At 68.9% G+C, this 19,726-nt stretch carries 1 protein-coding gene (cut by a window edge); it reads right to left on the bottom strand.

Going from position 1 to position 19,726, the window contains the following annotated elements; genetic code table 11:
- Positions 1 to 19,726: the 5' portion of a non-ribosomal peptide synthase/polyketide synthase gene (locus ACZI8W_RS05565; protein ID WP_463367487.1), read on the bottom strand. It extends 13,784 nt beyond the left edge of the window; 19,726 of the gene's 33,510 nt are visible here — the first part of the coding sequence; the start codon lies at positions 19,724 to 19,726; its stop codon lies beyond the left edge, outside the window.

Raw genomic sequence — 19,726 nt, 5'->3', positions numbered from 1 at the left:
CCGAGGCAGTCAGGGGCAGCGTTTCGAGGACGACGACCGCATCGGGAATCATGTACGTGGGCAGGCGATCTGCGATGAGTCCGCGGACGACATCCGGGTCGAGGTGTTCACCTGCAACAGCAACAACATACCCGACGAGCCGATCCGAGACGACGGCGACCGCAGCTGCCGCGATCGGGTCCAGCGCCCGCAGGACACTCTCGACCTCACCGAGTTCGATACGCAGACCACGCCGTTTGATCTGATGATCGCTTCGGCCCAGGTATTCGAGTTCCCCTGCCGACGTCCAGCGCACGACGTCTCCCGTGCGGTACATTCGCGTGCCATTCGCCGAATAGGGGTCGGCGACGAAGCGCGGTGCCGTCTGGCCGGTGGCGTTCTCGTAGCCGCGCGCAACCTGAGCTCCCGCGACGTAGAGTTCGCCGCGCACGCCGACCGGTACCGGCTGCAGACGCGCGTCGAGCACCAGCAATGTCGTATCCGCGACCGGTGTCCCGATCGGAATCCTCTGCGCAGCGTCGGGTATACCTACCCGGTGAGCGACCTGGATCGTGGTTTCCGTCGGTCCGTACAGGTTGTGAACCTGGGCGCCGAGCAGATCGCGGACACGTTCGGCAGTATCGACCCGGAGTGTCTCGCCGCCCGAGAACACATGCTGCAGCGACGATCCTGGGTCCTCGTCGAGCACGAGGTCGAGCACCGACGGCACGAACTGAGCGACCGTCACCTTCTCCGCAGCAATCACCGAGGCGAGATATGCCGGATCGGTGTGACCGTCCGGGACAGCAACGACGAGGCGGGAGCCGAGACGCATGGGCAGCAGCAACTCCCACACGGACGCGTCGAAGGTCACGGGCGTCTTCCACAGGATCACGTCGTCGCCATTCAGGCCGAGGGTGTGCTGCATCCAGTCGAGTTGGGTGCCCAACGCGCGATGTGTGACGGCGACGCCCTTGGGTCGGCCCGTGGATCCCGAGGTGAAGAGCACGTACGCGGTGTGATCGGATCGCAACGGCCCGAGCCGATCGCCGTCACGTATCGGTGTCGTGCCGTACGACGCACCGACGGCCGTGACGTCGAGCACCGGGACCGGAAGCGCAGCCGTGGCGGTACGGACCAGCGCAAGCGCAGGGTTCGCAGTCTCGACGATGTGTGCGATGCGCTCGGCGGGATGGTCGGGATCGAGCGGGACGTACGCGCCACCTGCCTGCAGGATCGCATGGATGGCAACGAGCAGGTCGACGCTGCGTTCCATGCACACCGCGACACGTGTCTCCGGGCCGACCCCGCGTGCGATCAGTTCGCGGGCCAGCCCCGCGACACGCTCGTCGAACTCGCCGCGGGTCAAGGCCATGTCGGTCGACGTCACTGCGGTGGCCTCGGGATTCGGGTCAGCACACCCGTCGCCGACATTCCCGCCCGGCCCGACGCCTAGCGCCAGGACCGCGGCCTGCTCAGCGTCGTCGAGCATCGGCAGGGCACGGACACGCAGTTCCGGGTCGGCCACCACCGCGTCGAGCACCCGCCTGAAGCGCTGCGCGAACAAGACGACGGTTGCCTCGTCGAACAGGTCGGTGGCGTACACCCATTCGGTGTCGATACCGGCGGGGGTGCCGTCGTCCTCGAATGCCTCCGTCACCGTGATCTGCAGGTCGACCTGGGCTCGGCCGAGATCCGCATCGACCGCATCGATCCGGATGTCGTCCAGTTCGATGCGAGTTCGTTCCATGTTCTGGAGGGTGAGCATCACCTGATAGAGGGGATTTCGTGCCTGCGATCGCGGCGGGTCGAGTGCCTCGACGAGTCTCTCGAACGGCACGTCGGCGTGCGCGAACGCCCCGAGGGCGATGTCGCGGGCGCGCGAGAGCAACGCCGAGAACGGATCGTCGGGATCGACCCGGGTGCGGAGTACGAGGGTGTTGACGAACATGCCGATCAGGTTGTCGAGAGCCTGATCGCCGCGACCGGCGATGGGGGTGCCGATGACGATGTCGTCGGTGCCACTCAGACGTGCGAGTTCTGCACTCAAGGTGCTGTGCAGCACCATGAACAGCGTCGCGTTCTGTGAGCGGGCCAGATCCAGGAGGCTCTGATGCAGCGCGGTGTCGAGACTGATGCGGTGGGTGGCGCCGCGATGGGAGGCGACGGCCGGTCGCGCGCGATCGGCCGGCAGCTCGAGCACGTCGGGGACGTCCGCGAGCGTATCGGTCCAATACGCGATCTGACGTGCGATCACGCTCGTCGGGTCGTCGTCGGAACCGAGTATGTCGCGCAGCCACAGGCTGTAATCGGCGTACTGGACCTCCAACGGCGCCCATGCCGGTGATTCTCCCGCCGACCGGGCTGCATAGGCGATCGCCACGTCGCGCAGCATCGGTCCGATGGAGAAGCCGTCTGCAGCAATGTGATGCACGACGAAGACCAGCACGTACTCCTGGTCGCCGGTTCGAAGCAGACGAGCGCGCATCGGAACCTCCGACGTCACATCGAATCCCGCCCGGAATACCGCGGTGACGACGTCCGCGACCTTGTCGGGTTCGACGTACTCGTCGTGAAGGTCGGGAGCGACGTCGGAGGCGAGCCTGATGACCTGCACCCCGGCGCCGTCGACTTCGGGATACCAGGTCCGCAGAATCTCGTGGCGTGCGAGCAGGTCTCGTACGGCCAGGCGCAGTGCGTCGACGTTCAACCCGCCGGTGATCCGGATGGCCATGGGGATGTTGTACGCCGCCGACTCCGGATCGAATCGGTTGAGAAACCACATCCGCTGCTGCGCGAACGACAGCGGCACCGGATCGGGACGCTTCTGGGCGACGAGCGGGAGCCGGGCACCGCTCGACGCGAGATCCGATACCGCGGCGGCAAGTGCTTCGACGGTGGGGTGTTCGAAGAGGGTGCGCAGTGGCACGTCGACTCCGAGAGCCGCACCGATCCGCGACACCACTCGGGTGGCGATGAGCGAGTTGCCTCCGAGTGCGAAGAAGTCGTCGTCGAGGCCCGCGCACTCGACGTCGAGCACCGTTGCGATCACCTCTGCCACTGTGTGTTCGATGTCGCTGCGGGGCGCCCGGAACTCGCGGACGCTCACGTCGGGTTGCGGCAGTGCACGTCGGTCGAGTTTGCCGGATGCGTTGAGCGGCAACGCGTCGAGGGGCATGACCACATCGGGAACCATGTAGCGCGGCAGTGCGCGGCCCGCGGCACCGCGCACCGTGTCGCTGTCCACCACGGTGCCGTCGGCGGGGACGACGTACGCGACGAGTCGAGGCCCGTGATCGCTGTCGTGCACCACGACGACGGCCCGGGCGACTTCGTCGAGGGCGACGATTGCGGATTCGATCTCACCGAGTTCGATGCGCAGTCCACGGATCTTGACCTGGAAGTCGGTGCGGCCGAGGAAGTCCAGGGTGCCGTCGAGAAGCATCCGCACGCGGTCGCCGGTGCGGTACAGGCGTGCACCACCGGGACCGGCCACGAATCGTTCGGCGGTGAGGTCGGGTCGCCCGTGATACCCGCGCGCCAACTGGATTCCGCCGAGATACAGCTCGCCGGGGATACCCGTCGGTGTCGGGTGCAACCGCGCGTCGAGGACGTGGACGGTGGTGTTCCGGACGGGACGGCCGATCGGGACCGTGCCGCGGTGGTTGCCGTCGCTGCGTAGCACCGTGGAGGTCACGGTGGCTTCGGTGGGGCCGTAGGTGTTGTCGAGGACGGCGCGGGAACGGGCCGCGACGTCGGCGGCGAGATCGGCGGGCAGGGCCTCACCACCGACCGAGAGGTAGCGCACCGAGTCGGGCAGTTCGAGGTCCGGATCCGCCAGGAACACCGCGAGCATCGACGGTACGAATTCGAGGATGTTCACGTCCTCGTCGCGCGACAGTTGCGCGAGGTAGGCGGGGTCGCGGTGGCCACCGGGGATGGCGATGACGAGTCGCGCGCCCACCTGCAGCGGGTAGAACAGCTCCCACACCGACGCGTCGAACGTGATCGGTGTCTTGTGCATGGCCGCGTCGCCGGGTCCGAGGTCGTAGCGTTCACGCATCCAGGCGATCTGGTTGGCCACGGCACGGTGTTCGACGGCGACGCCCTTGGGTCGTCCGGTGGAACCGGACGTGAAGATGACGTACGCGATGTTGCCGTCGCGTAGCGACCCGAGCCGATCGGCGTCGGTGAGGGGCGCATCGGACAGACCCGACAGCGCGGCGTCGGCCTCCACACGGTCGACTTCCACCACGCGGTGTGTGCGCGGCAGGGTCGACCGTTCGGCCGAGGTGGTGAGCACGAGCACGGGACGCGCGATGTCGAGGACATACTCGGTGCGGTCTGCGGGATGGTCGGGGTCGAGTGGCACGTAGGCGCCGCCGGCCTGCAGCGTCGCGTAGATCGCAACCATCATCTCCACCGAGCGGGCGGCATGGATACCGACGAGAGCGCCCGGTCCGACTCCGGCTCCCACGAGGTGCCGTGCGAGCCGGTTCACCCGCGACGCAAACTGCCCGTACGTCGTCGCCTCGCCCGCGAGCACGAGGGCGACCGCATCGGGCGTGCGCGCTGCCTGTGCGGTGAAACGGGTGAGCAGAGTGCCGGTTTCCGCCTCGGTTGCGGTGGCGTTGACGGCGAGCGCGAGGGCGCGTTCGTCGGGTCCGCGCAGGTCGATGTCGCCGATCGGGGCGTGGGGGTCGCGGGTGGCGGCGTCGAGGATCGCCGTGAGGTGTTCTGCCAGCCGAGCGACAGTGGGGTCGGTGAACAGGTCGGTCGCGTACGTGATCGAGCCGTCGATGCCGGTACGGTTCCCGTCGGCATCCGTGCTCTCCCCGAGGTGGATCTCGAGATCCAGTTTCGCGCCGACCGCACCGGCTTCCACGGGTGCGACGGTCAACCCGGGCAGCGACACCTCCGAGCGGGTGAAGTTGTGCACGACGAGCAGCGTCTGGAACAGCGCGGAGTACGCGGTGGAGCGCGCCGGGTCGAGGAGTTCGACGAGTCGTTCGACAGGCACGTCGGGGTGCGAGAAGGCGGCGAGGTCGACGTCGCGGGCCTGCATGAGGACGTCGTCGAAGGTGGCGGCGGGATCGACCTGCAGTCGCAGCACGAGGGTGTTGCCGAACATGCCGACGAGGTCGTCGAGAGCGGGCTCGCCGCGACCCGCGACCTGCGTGCCGATCGGAATGTCGGTGCTGCCGGACCACCGGGCGAGCAGCACCGCGACGGCGGTGTGCACGAGCATGAACAGCGTGACACCGCGCTCGCGGCTGAACCGCTCGATGCGGTCGGCGAGTTCGGCGTGAAGCGAGAACAGCGCGGTGCCTCCGCGGGACGACTGCACGGCCGGACGCGGATGGTCGGTGGGCAATTCCACGAGGTCGGGGAGATCCGCGAGCGCACCGGTCCAGTAGGCGAGCTGCCGTGCGACCAGCGACGACGGATCGTCCTCACTACCGAGCAGGTCTCTCTGCCACAGCGCGTAGTCGGCGTACTGCACGGGCAGTTGCGCCCAGCCGGGAGCCTGCCCGCTCGTGCGCGCAAGGTAGGCAGTGACGAGATCGCGTGAGAGCGGGGCCTGCGATCCGCCGTCGCTGGCAATGTGGTGGGCGACGACGGCAAGCACGTGCTCGTCGCCAGTGATCCTGAACAACCCTGCGCGCACGGGAACTTCGACGCTGAGATCGAAACCGCGGGAGGTGAATCCGGTGAGGTGCGACTCGATCTCGTCTGCAGCGACGTCGACCGTGACGAACTCGGCAACTGCACGATCCGCCGGTACGATCACCTGCGTCGGCCCGGTGTCCGTGTCGGGGTACACGGTGCGCAGGGCTTCGTGGCGTTCGAGGACGTCGAACAATGCGGCTCGCAGCGCGTGCTCGTCGAGGACGCCGGTCAGCCGCAGCACGATCGGGATGTTGAACGCAGCCGACCCGGGATCGAAGCGGTTGAAGAACCACATCCGCTGCTGCGCGAGCGACAGCGGAATATGTTCGGGCCGGTCGTATTCCACCAGCGCGGGCCGGGAACCCTCCCCCGCGGTGTGCGCGACCACCGCAGCGAGCGCCCCCACCGTCGGGTTCTCGAACACGGCCCGCACCGGCACCGTGGTCTCGAGGGCCCCACCGAGTCGTGCGACGAGCGCAGTGGCGACGAGCGAGTTGCCACCGAGTTCGAAGAAGTCGTCGTCGAGACCGACCCGGTCGGTGCCGAGCAGGTCGGCATAGACCGCGGCGACGGTGTGTTCGACGGGGCTCTCCGGCGCCCGGAACGCGCGGGCCTCGAACCCGGGGGCGGGCAGGGCCCGGCGGTCGAGCTTGCCGTGCGCGGTGACCGGCAGGGTGTCGAGAACGAGGATCTGCGCGGGCACCATGTACGCCGGAAGTGCGTCGGCGAGCCGGTCGCGGACCTGCTGCGGATCGACGGTGGCTCCCGCCGCGGGCACCGCGTATCCGATGATGCGGTCGCCGGTGTGCGGGTCGGAATGCACGACGACGACCGCCAGCGCGACGTCGTCGCCGCGAGTGAGCGCAGCTTCGATCTCGCCGAGTTCGATGCGCAGGCCACGGACCTGGACCTGCGCGTCGCTGCGGCCGACGAAGTCCAGTTCGCCGGTGGCGGTGCGCCGCACGAGGTCGCCCGTGCGGTACATGCGGTCGCCGGTGAACGGGTTTGCTACGAATCGGGACGAGGTGAGCGCGGGGCGGCGGTGGTAGCCGCGGGCCAGACCCGCCCCCGACAGGTACAGCTCGCCGATCACGCCGTCGGCAACGGGCCTCAGCCGGTGGTCGAGCACCACGGCACCGGAACCCTCGATGGGCGTTCCGATGGTGATGGTGTCGCCCGGCGCCAGCGGTTCGGTGGCGGTGATGATGATGGTGGTTTCGGTAGGTCCGTACGTGTTCGCGAACCGGCAGATCGGCCCGAATCGCTCGACGAGTTCCGGTGGGCACACGTCGCCGCCCACCAGCACCGCCCGGAGATCGGGAAGATCACTGCCGGTGAGCGTGCCGAGCGCTGCTGGGGCGGTGAGGACGTGCGTGATGCGCTCGCGTCGCAGCAGGTCGGTGAGCTCGGTACCGCCGACGACCTCCGCCGGTGCCACCACCGTGGTGGCACCGGCGGAGAACGCGGCGATCTGCTCGAACACCGATGCGTCGAAACTCGACGACGAGAACCGCAGCATCCGCGAGGTCGTGTCCAGGCCGAGCTCCGGCCGGTGCTCGGCAGTGAACGCCGCCAGGCCGCGGTGGGTGACGACCACACCCTTGGGGGTACCGGTGGACCCCGACGTGTAGATCATGTATGCCGCGGACGACGCAGTGATCGACGGTGCGAGCGGCGTATCGGGCTGGTCGTCGGCCTCCACCGACAGCCACGGCACATCGGAGGGGCCGGTGCCGATCCCGACGCTCGCCCCGGAATCGGCCAGCAGGTATTCGATGCGCGCCGTCGGCAACGCCGGGTCGATCGGCACGAACACGGCACCGGTCTTCACGACCGCCCACAGTGCGACGATCGCATCGATCGATCGCGGGAACGACAGTGCCACCACGGTTTCCGGAGCGACACCGCGTCCGAGGAGCTTGTGGGCGAGCTGGCTGGAGGCGCGGTCGAGTTCGGTGTAGGTGAGCGTGCGGTTCCCGTCCGTCGCGGCAATACCGCAGGGGTTCGCGGCGACACCGGTGGCGAAGATGTCGGGCAGTAACCGCACCGGCAGTGCAGCGGGAATCGCGTGCGCGAGGGCGCGGGCACTCTCGGCGTCGTCGAGCACCGGGAGCTCACCCACCGTGAGCGTCGGGTCGGTTGCGATCGCGCGGAGCAATCGCGTCCAACGTTCGCTGAGGGTTGCGGCGGTGCCGGCGTCGAACAGGTCGGTCGCGTAGGTGAGCGACGCGGCCAGCGCCGCGTTCGCGTCGTCACGGATGGTGAATTCGAGATCGACCTTCGCGACGTCGATGCCGGGATCGAGGGGTTCGACCACGAGGCCCGGTAGTTCGAGGACGCCGGTGCCCTGATTCTGCACCGACAGTGACACCTGGAACAGCGGTGCATGTGCCTGCGAGCGGACGGGATCGACAGCGTCGACGATCTCCTCGAACGGCACGTCGGCATGGCCGAAGGCCGCGAGGTCGGTGTCGCGGACCTGTTCGAGGAATTCCGTGAATCCGGTGCCCAGGTCCATCCGGGTGCGCAGGACGAGGGTGCCCACGAACATGCCGACGAGGTCGTCGAGCGCGGCGGCCCCGCGACCGGCGATGGGCGTGCCCACGCTGACATCGCCGGTGGATCCGAGCCTGCCGAGCAGTACGGCGAGTGCGGCGTGCAGGACCATGAAGCGCGTTGCGCCGTGGCTGCGGGCAAGGTCGTCGAGTGCGCGCACGGTACCGGTGTCGATGCGGAAGTCGGTGCGGGCGCCGCGTTGCGAGGCGATGGCCGGTCGCGGACGGTCGGCGGGCAGGTCGAGCACCGCCGGCACGTCGGCGAGCGCTTCGGTCCAGTAGGCGAGCTGACGGGCCGCGATCGACGCGGGATCGGAGTGATCCCCCAGCAGGGCGCGTTGCCACACCGCGTAGTCGGCGTAGTGCACGGCGAGCGGCGCCCATTCGGGTTCGGCTCCGGACAGTCGCGCCTGGTAGGCAACGAGGATGTCGCGGGCGAGCGGCACGGTCGAGGTGCCGTCGGCAGCGATGTGGTGGACCACGACGACGAGCACATGCTCGTCGTCCGCGAGGCGGAGCAGCGCCCCGCGGGCGGGGGTCTCGACGGTGACGTCGAACCCGCGACCGGCGACGGCGACGATCTCGTCGTACAGCGTGCCGGGGGTGACGGCATGTGGAGTGAGGTCGAGCGGTGCGTCGGCGAGCACCACCTGATGTGGGTCGGTGCCGGTCGCGGGGAACACCGTGCGGAGGGTCTCGTGCCGCTGCACGACGTCGCCGACCGCTGCCTGAAGTGCATCGACGTCGAGGTGCCCGGACAACCGCACGGCCACGGGGATGTTGTAGACGGGCGACGCCGGATCGAACCGGTTGATCAACCACATCCGCTGCTGCGCAGGCGAGAGCGGGATGCGCTCGGGTCGCTGCCCCGCGACCAGGGCCGGACGAGTTTCCGTCGCGCCGCCGCGGGTCGCGAGGGCCAGCGCCGCGACCGTCGGGTTCTCGAACAGTGCACGAACCCCGAGCGACGAGTCGAGCCGCGCGATCGCCCGCGTCGCCGACAGTGAGTTGCCGCCGAGTGCGAAGAAGTCGTCGTGCGCACTCACCCGGTGGAGGCCGAGGATCTCGGCGAAGACGTCGGCAACGCGCTGCTCGTCCACTCCGCGTGGCTCGACGAATTCTGTTGCCGCGAAGACAGGCTCGGGCAGCGAATGGGTATCGATCTTGCCTGCACCGGTGCGCGGGAAGGCATCGACGACGGTGATGGCTGCCGGCACCATGTACGCGGGCAGCATCTGCGCGGCGTGCCTCGACAGGTCGGCCGGATCGAGCGAGGCGGCCATGTGCGACGCGGTCACATAGGACACCAGGGTGCCGGTTGCCCCATGCGACACGGTCACCGCCGCATCGACACCGGGATGGCCGGCGAGGACCGCGTCGATCTCCGGCAGCTCGATCCGGTGGCCGCGCACCTTCACCTGGAAGTCGGTGCGTCCCAGGTAGTCGAGTTGACCGTCGACCCAGCGCACGAGGTCGCCGGTGCGGTACATGAGCGCGCCGTGCACGGGGCCGGCGACGAAGCGGGAGGCGGTGAGCGCTGATTGCCCATGGTATCCCCGGGCCAGCCCAGCTCCGTACACATACAGTTCCCCCGGGACCCCGGCGGGCACGGGATTCAGACGTGCGTCGAGGACCACTGCGCCGGTGCCGAGGGCGGCCCGGCCGATCCGCACAGGATCACCCGTCGCCATCGGTCCGAAGTGGGTGGCCATGATGGTCGACTCGGTCGGTCCGTAGGCGTTGAACATCTCGCGTCCCGGCGCCCAGCGCTGCACGAGCGACGGATCGCAGGCCTCACCGCCGACCACGACGACTCGAATACGCTCGAGCCGTTCGGGATTCAGGGTGGCGAGGGCGGCCGGGGTGAGGAACAGGTGGGTCACTTCCGTGAGGTGTTCCTCGAGTTCGGTGCCGCCGTAGACGTCGGTCGGGACCAACTGGAGTACTGCTCCCCCACCGATGGCCATGAAGAGCTCGAGCAGCGACGCATCGAAACTCGGTGACGCGAACGCCGCGACCCGGTCGCCTGGCCGCACCCGGTAGCGGTGCTGTTGCTCGGCGACGAAGGCGGCGAGTCCGCGGTGAGTGACGACGACGCCCTTGGGCACACCCGTCGACCCGGAGGTGTAGATGAGGTAGGCGGCGGCGTCCGGACACGGCGCGCGACCGGTGATCGGCCTGTCGTCACCGCCGCTGTGCGGCGACACCCAGGTGAGGTCGCCGGGGGGAGCCACGGCGGCGATACCGAGGCGCGCACCGGAGTCGGTGAGCATGTGTTCGATCCGCGCCGCGGGGTAGCCGGGGTCGACGGGCAGGAAGGTAGCGCCCGTCTTGGCGACGGCCCACAGCGCGATCACCGAGTCCACCGAGCGGGGCACCGCCACCGCCACGACCGATCCGGGCACCGCGCCCGCGTCGAGGAGGGCGTGGGCGAGGCTGTTCGAGCGTCGATCCAGCTCCCCGTAGGTGACGGCGACGGAACCGGAAACGAGCGCGAGAGCCTCGGGGTCGGCTGCAGCATCGGCCAACAGGTCCGGCAGCGACCGGTACGGGGCGCCCTCCGGCGCCTGCAGGAGCGCGAGGCGTTCGCCGTCCGACAGCAGATCGATGTCACCCACGGCCGTCGACGGAGCGGTTGCGGCACCGGACAGGACGCGCACGTACCGCGCGAGCATCGCGGCGGCAGTGCCGTCGTCGAACAGGTCGCGCGCGTACGTCACGGTGACGGTCGCGTGGTCGTCGTGCTCGGTGACGGCGAATTCGAGATCGAACTTCGCGATACCGAAATCGACGGGGAGCACGTCGATGGCGAGTCCCGGTACCGACACCGATGCCGGACGGGGCACCTCGAGCGCGAGGACGGTCTGGAACACCGGGTTGTGTGAGGTGGACCGAGACGTACCGAGCGCATCGACGAGCCGTTCGAACGGCAGGTCGGAGTGCGCGTAGGCGGCGAGGTCGACGTCGCGTACGCGTGCGAGTACGTCGGCGAACGACTCGCCGGATGCCACCGGCACGCGCAGCGGAAGGGTGTTGACGAACATGCCGACGACCCCGTCGAGGTCGGGCTGCCCGCGACCGGCAACGGGTGTGCCGATGGTGACGTCGTCGCTGCTGCTCAGCCTGGCCAGTAGCACGGCGAGAGCGGCGTGCAGCACCATGAACAGTGAGGCGCCGTGCTCCCGCGCCAGCTCCTCGAGGCGTGAGTAGAGCTGCGAGTCGAGGTCGGTACCGACGGTGCCGCCGCGGAACGACGGGACCGTGGGCCGCCGGCGGTCGGTGGGTACGTCGGAGACCTCGGGCGCACCGGCGAGGGTGTGGCGCCAGAAGTCGAGCTGACGGGCACCGAGCGAGCCGGGATCGTCGACATCGCCGAGCAGGTCGTTCTGCCACATCGCGAAGTCTGCGTACTGGACGGGCAGCGGCTCCCACGTCGGGGCGTGGCCGACGACACGGGTTCCGTACGCGGCGACGAAGTCGCGGGCGAGGGCTTGCATGGACCAGCCGTCGATCGCGATGTGGTGCACCACCAGGACGAGTACGTGGCTCTCGTCCTCGTCGCGCAGCACCGTCAGTGCGACCGGTGGTGCTGCGGTGACGTCGAATCCTCGCCCGATGACCGCGCGCAGACGTTCCTCGAGCGGGCCGTCGAGTGGTTCGATCGCCGGAGCCCGGCCCGCGTCGGCGACGGGCAGAATCTGCTGGTACGGGCCGTCCCCGTCGTCCGGGTAGCGGGTGCGCAATGTGTCGTGACGCCCGACGATGTCGGCAACGGCAGCGCGCAGTGCTTCTTCGTCGAGCACACCGGTGAGCCGCAGTGCCACCGCGACGTTGTATGCGCCGGACGTGGGATCGAAACGGTTGACGAACCACATGCGCGTCTGCGCCGGCGACAGCGGGATGCGTTCGGGGCGTGGTTGCGCAGTCAGCCGTGGGCGCTGATCTGTGCGCTGTCCGTCGATGATCCGAGCCAGCCCGGCGACCGTGGGATTGTCGAACAGGTCGCGTACCTGCAGGCGCGTGCCGAAGCGGGCGTCGAGCCGGGCGAGGAGCCGGGTCGCGGTGAGCGAGTTGCCACCGAGGTCGAAGAAATTCGTCGCGGCTCCGACGTGGTCGCGGCCGACGAGTTCGGCGATCACGCCGGCGACGATATGTTCGGTGCCCGATGCCGGCGCCACATGTTCGGCGGATCCGAACTCGGGGTCCGGCAGGGCTTTTCGGTCGAGCTTTCCGTTCGCGGTGACCGGCATCGCATCGAGCGACACGGCGAGGGTGGGAATCATGTGTCGCGGGAGTCGCGACGCGGCGTGCGCGAGAGCTGCGTCCGCGTGCTCGGAGCCACCGTCTCCGACCACGTAGGCGACGAGGTGCTCGCCGGCGGTGTCGTCGCGGTGCAGAACCACGACGGCCTGCGTCACGGTCTCGTGTTCGAGCAGCACGGCTTCGATCTCGCCGAGCTCGATGCGCTGACCTCGGAGCTTGACCTGGAAGTCGCTGCGGCCGACATACTCGAGTACGCCGTCGGCGCGCCACCGCACCAGGTCGCCCGTACGGTACAGGCGCCCGCGTCCTGCGGTGTCGGCGACGAAACGTTCCGCTGTCAGTTGCGCGGCGCCGTAGTAGCAGCGCGCGAGCTGCACACCACCGAGATAGAGTTCGCCTTCGACTCCGATGGGCACGGGGCGCAGACGCCTGTCGAGCACCCGCACCGACGTATTCCATACAGGTGTACCGATGGGTACCGGGGTCTCGCCGGGCACCGTCGCGTGCGCGGTCACATCGACGGCCGCTTCGGTCGGTCCGTACAGGTTGTGCACGGGTACGCCGAGTGTCTCGGCCGCTCGCGACACACTCGCCGCCGCAAGCGCCTCACCACTGGTGAACACCTGCCGCAGGCCGCCGCACCGCGACACGTCGCCTTCGGTGAGGAACACGTCCAGCATCGACGGAACGAAATGCACTGTGGTGATGCGGTGTTCGCTGACGACTCGCGACAGGTAGCGGGGGTCGCGGTGTCCGTCCGGGGTCGCGAGCACCATCGTCGCGCCCGCGAGCAGCGGCCAGAACAACTCCCACACCGACACGTCGAAGGTCGCCGGAGTCTTCTGCAGGACAACGTCGTCGCCGGTCAGCGGGTACCTTCCCTGCATCCACTGCAACCGGTTGACGATGCTGCGGTGCGAGATCGCGACGCCCTTGGGCCAGCCGGTGGAACCGGACGTGAACAGCACGTACGCGAGGTCGCCGGTGTGCAGGGGCCGGTGCCGATCGGCGTCGGTGATCACAGCGTCGGAGAACGACAGCGCGTCGGGAAGCGCGTCGAGCACGCGGGCAGGACGTGCCGTGTCGAGGACGTGCGCGGTGCGCTGCTCGGGCTGATCCGGGTCGATGGGCACATAGGCGGCGCCCGCGGCCACGATGGCGTGGATCGCGACGAGTTGCTCGAGTGACCGCGGCATCGCGACGGCCACGAGGTCGCCGGAGCCGATCCCGTCGGCGATCAGCCACCGGGCGACCCGATTCACGCGTCCCGCGAACGATCCGTAGCTCACCACTGCCCCGCCGTCGACGACGACCGCCGTGTCGTCGGGCGTGCGTGCCGACTGCTCGGCGAGCAGATCGGGAAGGGTCGTCGCGGGCAGCACCCGGTTCTCGCCCTGCTCGAACGTCGCGATCACATCGAGTTCGCCGGGTACGACTACCTCGACGTCGCGGACGTGAGTGTCGGGATGCGCGACGAAGGTTTCGAGCACACCGAGCAGTCGCTGCACGATCCGCTCGACGGTCACGCGGTCGAACAGCTCGGTGCGGAACCGCACGCTCAACCGCAAGGTGGGTTCGAGGATCGCCATCACGGTGATCGGGTAGTGCGTGGCGTCGCGGGCATCGATGCCGGTCACGTGCATCCCGGCGAGATCGGTGGTGTCGTCGAATCCCGCACGATCAACGGGGTACGACTCGAAGACGGTCAGCGTGTCGAAGAGGGTCCCGGCACCGACGCGGCCTTGGATCTCGGTGAGCCCGACGTGGTGGTGCTCGAGCATCGCGACCTGGTCGTCCTGCACGCGCCGGAGCAGGTCGACGACGGTGTCGGACTCGTCGAACCGGACCCGCACGGGAAGGGTGTTGATGAACAGGCCGAGCATGTACTCGACGCCGGGCAGTTCCGCGGGGCGCCCCGACACGGTGGCGCCGAACACGACGTCGTCGCGGCCCAGCAGCCGCCCGAGCACCAGTGCCCACGCCGTCTGCACCAGAGTGTTGACGGTGACGTCGGTGTCGCGGCGGTCGACGAGTCCGGTGCGCAGCCACGCGGGCAGTTCGATGTCGATCTGCTCGGGGTCGGCGTCGAGCACCTCCGCGGCGTGCGGGGCGACGAGTGTGGGAGCGGTGAGCCCGGACAGCGCGTCGTCCCATGCCTGCAACGACCGGCTGCGGTCCTGGACGCTCCACCACTTCAGGTAGTCGCGGTAGGGCACGGGTTCGCCGAGCGAGTCGGGTGAGACATAGCAGGACAGCACTTCTCGTACGAGCAGCGGCATCGACCACCCATCGAGGACGAGGTGGTGGTTGGTCAGCACCAGCACCGCATCGTCGCCGGTGCGCACGAGAACTGCCCGCAACAGCGGCGGACGTGCGGTGTCGAACGGCGAAGCGCGCTCCGCATCGAGCACGTCCGCGAGACCGTCCGGACTCACCGAGACCTCGCGCCACGGAACGTCGACGCGGCCGAGCACGATCTGGGCAGGCGCGCCGGTGTCGTCGTGGACGAACGCGGTGCGCAGGTTGGCGTGCCGGGCGACCACGGCGTCGATCGAGGCGCGCAGCCGTGTCGCGTCGATGCTGCCGGTGAGATGCAAGGTGAGCTGGGCGACGTAGACGTCGAGCGACCCGGCAGCGAGCTGCGAGTGGAACAGCAAACCCGACTGCAGCGGCGGCAGGGGCCAGATGTCCTGCACGCCGGGATACTCGGATTCCCACCGTTCGATCTGGCTCTGCCCTGCCGGTACCAGCGGCACATCGGAGGGGGTGAGACCGCCCGCACCGGGAGTATCCACATGGGTGGCAAGAGCTTCGAGGGCGGTGCGCCAACGCGCCACGAGACCGCTGACGAACTCGGCCGGCACCACCCGCGGCACGTACGCGAAGGTCGCGGTCAGGCACGGCCCGTCGGGACCGTCCACCACCATGGCGTTGATGTCGACGGCCGAAGACACCGCGAGCCGCGAGGTGCGTGTCGGGTCGAGGTCCACCTCGGCGGGCACCCAACCGATGTCGCGGATCTCCTCGGGAATGTGCCCGGACGTCAGGCGCCCGAGATAGTTGAACCCGATCTGCGGGATACCCGCGGAGGCGAGGACCGGGCGTACCTCGTCGTCGAGATGACGGAGGATTCCGTATCCCACACCGTGATTCGGGACTTCGGCAAGTTGCTCTTTGACGGCCTTGAGCACCGTTCCCGCGGCGGGTCCGCCCGCGAAGGCGTCGTCGAGATCGACCGATTCGGGCACCGCTGGACACACCGGGTAGACGGTGGTGAACCACCCGGCAGTGCGAGCGAGGTCGGCACCCTCACGGTCACGGCCGTGCCCTTCGAGCATGATCGGAACCGCGCGGTCGTACGGTGCCAGAGCCAGCGCGAGCGCGGCGATGAGCCCGTCGGCCGTGCCCGAACGGAACACGGCGGGCAACCGCGTGAGCACCGCGGCGGTGGTCGCGGGATCGAGTTCCACGCGCAGCCGTTCTGTGGTCGCGAGCGTGTCGACCTGCGGATCGAGCTCGCCGATACCCGGAAGCGGTGTCACCGATCCGAGGGTGCGCTGCCAGAATCCGAGTTCGTCCGCGTACACGCCGTCACGGGCGTCGGAGTGCAGTGCATGCGCCCATCGGCGGTAGGACGTTCCGACCTCGGCCAGTGCGGGCTCCGCATCCGCCGCGATCTGCAACCATGCCTGCGCCAGGTCGGGTAGCAGCACACGCCACGACACACCGTCGACGACGAGGTGGTGCGCCACGAGCAGCAGCCGGCCGTGGCCCTCGGCGGGGTCGAACCATACGCACTGCAGCATCGCACCGGCAGACGGGCCGAGACGCTGTGTCGCCGCGTCGCATTCGGTGTCGACGAGATCGCCGATCGACGCGGCGTCGGCAACGGTGATCCGTTCGATCGCCACCGCACCGTCGGGAACTGCCGCCGGGACGTGCCAGGTGTCGCCGGTGAAAGTCGAGCGCAGCATGTCGTGTCGGGCGAGAACCGCGGTGATCGCGGCGGTCAGCTGCTCGCCGGTCAGGTCGACCGGGGTCGTCACCAGCACAGCCTGTGCGAACATCGAATAGTCGCCGCGGCGGAGCATCTCGTGCACGATCGGGGTGAACGACACCGGGCCCACACCGCCACCGTCGAGTTCGGCGAGGACCGTGTCGCCGGGCACCGCGGATGCAACCCTGGCGAGCGCCGCAATCGTCTTGTGCTCGAATATCTGTCGCGCTGTGATGTGCAGGCCGGCGCCCTTCGCGCGTGCCGCGAACTGCATCGCGACGATGCTGTCGGCGCCGAGCGCGAACAGCGAATCGTCGGCGCCCACGCGGTCGACGTCGAGCAGTCCCTGCGCGACCTCGGCGAGCAGGCGCTCGGTGGCGGTGACGGGAGCACGGAACTCGGCCGACGCGAATCGAGGCGCGGGCAACGCGGCACGGTCGAGCTTACCGGCGAGAGTGACGGGCACGTCGTCGAGTTCGACGACGGAAGCAGGCACCATGTGCGCCGGCAGGGTGCGTTCCACGCCGTCGATCAACGACTCGGCGTCGAACGTGGCACCGGTACGCATGACCACGTACGAGACGGGCACAACGGAATTCCCCGTATCGTGGACGACGGTGGCCGCGTACTCCACGCCGTCGAGCGCGCGCAACGCCGCGTCGATCTCGCCGAGTTCGATGCGGAATCCGCGAATCTTGACCTGAAAATCGGAACGTCCCACGAAGTCGAGTTCGTGATCGGTGGTCCACCTCACCTCGTCGCCCGTGCGATACAACCGCGTGCCCGGATCGAACGGGTTCGCCACGAACCGATCCGCCGTCTGCCCCGGACGATTCAGATAGCCGCGCGCGAGCCCGGCACCGCCGATGTAGAGCTCGCCGACGAATCCGACCGGGACGGGCCGGAGCCTGCGGTCGAGAACCACGGCCGTGACCCCGTCGATCGGACTTCCGATCGTGATCGGTGCGCCGCTGGTCAACGGATTTCCTGCGGTGACGACGATGGTGGTCTCGGTGGGCCCGTAGCTGTTGACGAAGCGGCACGTGTCGCCGAACCGAGCAACGAGGTCGGGGGTGCACACGTCGCCGCCCACCACGACGGCCTCGAGATCGTCGAGGCCCGCGGGGTCGACGATGGTGAGCACCGTCGGCGCCGACACGATGTGTGTGACGCGGTGACGACGCAGGATCTCGGCGAGGTGGTCTCCGCCGATCACATCGGCCGGGGCCACGACCATCGCGGCACCTGCGCTGAACGCCTGCAACATCTCGAAGATCGACGCATCGAAACTCGCCGAAGAAAACCTCAGCATCCGCGACTGCGCCGTCAGGCCCAGCTCAGGTCGTGCCTCGGCCGCGAACGTCGCGAGCCCGGCGTGCGTGACGACGACGCCCTTCGGTGTCCCCGTCGAGCCGGACGTGTAGATCATGTAGGCCGCGTGGTCGGGACGCAGCGGAGGCGGGGCGACAAGCCTGCCCGACCGGTCGGCAGCGATCGGATCATCGACCGCGATCCAGTGCGGCCCCTCCGGGAGCTCGCCGATCCGCGCATTCACCGAAAGACCCAGCTGCACACCGGAATCGCGCACCATATAGGCGATGCGTTCGGTGGGCAGCGCCGGATCGATCGGCACGAACGCGGCCCCGGTCTTCGCCACCGCCCACATCGCGATGATGGCCTCGGCGCTGCGGTCCATGCTCAGCGCGACGAATTCCTCCGGCCCGGCACCGGCGGCGGTCAGCACTCCGGCGAGCAGGTCGGAGCGCTCATCGAGTTCGCGATACGTCTGGGTCCTGACACCGTCGACGATTGCAGGTCCGTCGGGATTGCACGCGACACCGGCGGCGAGCAGGTCGCGTAGCAGCCGCACCGGCCGGGTGGCCGGCCCGCGCGCGGGGACGAGCCCGGCGCGTTCGTCCTCGTGCAGCACATCGAGCGCACCCACCGGCCCGGCAGTCGAAACGAAGCCGTCGAGGAACTCCACGAACCGTGCGTGATGCGAACGCAGCTCCGCTCGCGAGTACAGGTTCGGGTTGGCCTCGAAATCGATGTGGGCGGGGTCGTCGGCATCGCTCGGATAGATGTTGAGCGAGAGATCTTCGACGGGCCCCGTGCTGAGCACGTGCAGCTTGCCGATGGCGTCGCCGAGGCGGACCTGACCCTGGAACATCATGATGTTCACCGCCGGTCCGAAGAACCCACGATCCGCGCTGCCGTACCCCGTGTCGCGGCGCATGTCCTCGTGCCGGTACCGCTGGTGACGCAATGCCCCGGTCAGTTCGAGCTGCACGCGGCGCATGAGATCGGAGGCGGTGTCGTCGGGCCCCACCGTCATCCGGATCGGGACGACGTTGGAGACCATGCCACCGGAGCGCCGCAGTTTCGCGGTGGTGCGGGCGGAGACAGGCAGACTCAGCACCACGTCGCGTTCCCCGGTCACCCGCGACAGAAACGCCCCGAATGCAGCGACGACCACCGTCGCGAACGTGGTGTGCTCGTGTTCGATGAGCAGCCGGTCGACGGCCTCGGCCACGTGGTCGGGCAGCGGTGCACTCCACCGCACCGGATGCGAGCCGACGGGGGCCGCGCGGCCGGCGAGACTGATGGGGTGCGGAAGGTCGCGGATGCGGTCGGCCCAGTGGTTGCGGTCGGAGTCGAATCGGGTGGACGAGCGGTAGCGGGCTTCGTCCTCGACGATGTCGGGCAGCGCGCTCACCCCGAACGGTGCGGGATCGCGGCCCTCGACCGTTGCGGTGTAACGCTCGGCAATGCGGTTGCTGAAGGTCATCGCGCCGAAACCGTCGAGGGCGATGTGGTGGACGCGGGTGTAGATGAAATGACGCCGCTCGGCGACACGGAGGACTGCGCACACGATGAGCCGGTCGCGGAGCATGTCGAGGGGCGCAGCCCACTCGGCGCGAATCCACTCGATCGCGGCCGCTTCGGGGTCGTCCTCGTCGCGCAGGTCGATGATCGTGGCCCGGTCGTGGAGGGTGTCGTCGATGACCTGGAGCGGCTCACCGTCGATTTCGTAGAGCCGCAGCATGCCGGTGCCGATCTCGCGAGCGGCCTCTGCCCCGGCGTCGGCGAAGATCTCGGGGTCGAACTCGCCGTGCACATCGAGGTACTGCGCGATCGTCAGCGGCACATCGCCGAGTAGGTGTTGCGCGAACCAGATGCCACGTTGGGCAGTGGACAGGGCAAACCCGCCAATAGACGCATTCCCGCTGCTGTATCCATTGGACCCGAACTGCGACGACAC

It is taken from the genome of Rhodococcus ruitaii (genome assembly GCF_055230935.1).
The sequence above is the reverse complement of the archived record's forward strand: the minus strand, read 5'-3'. Positions and strand labels throughout refer to the sequence as shown.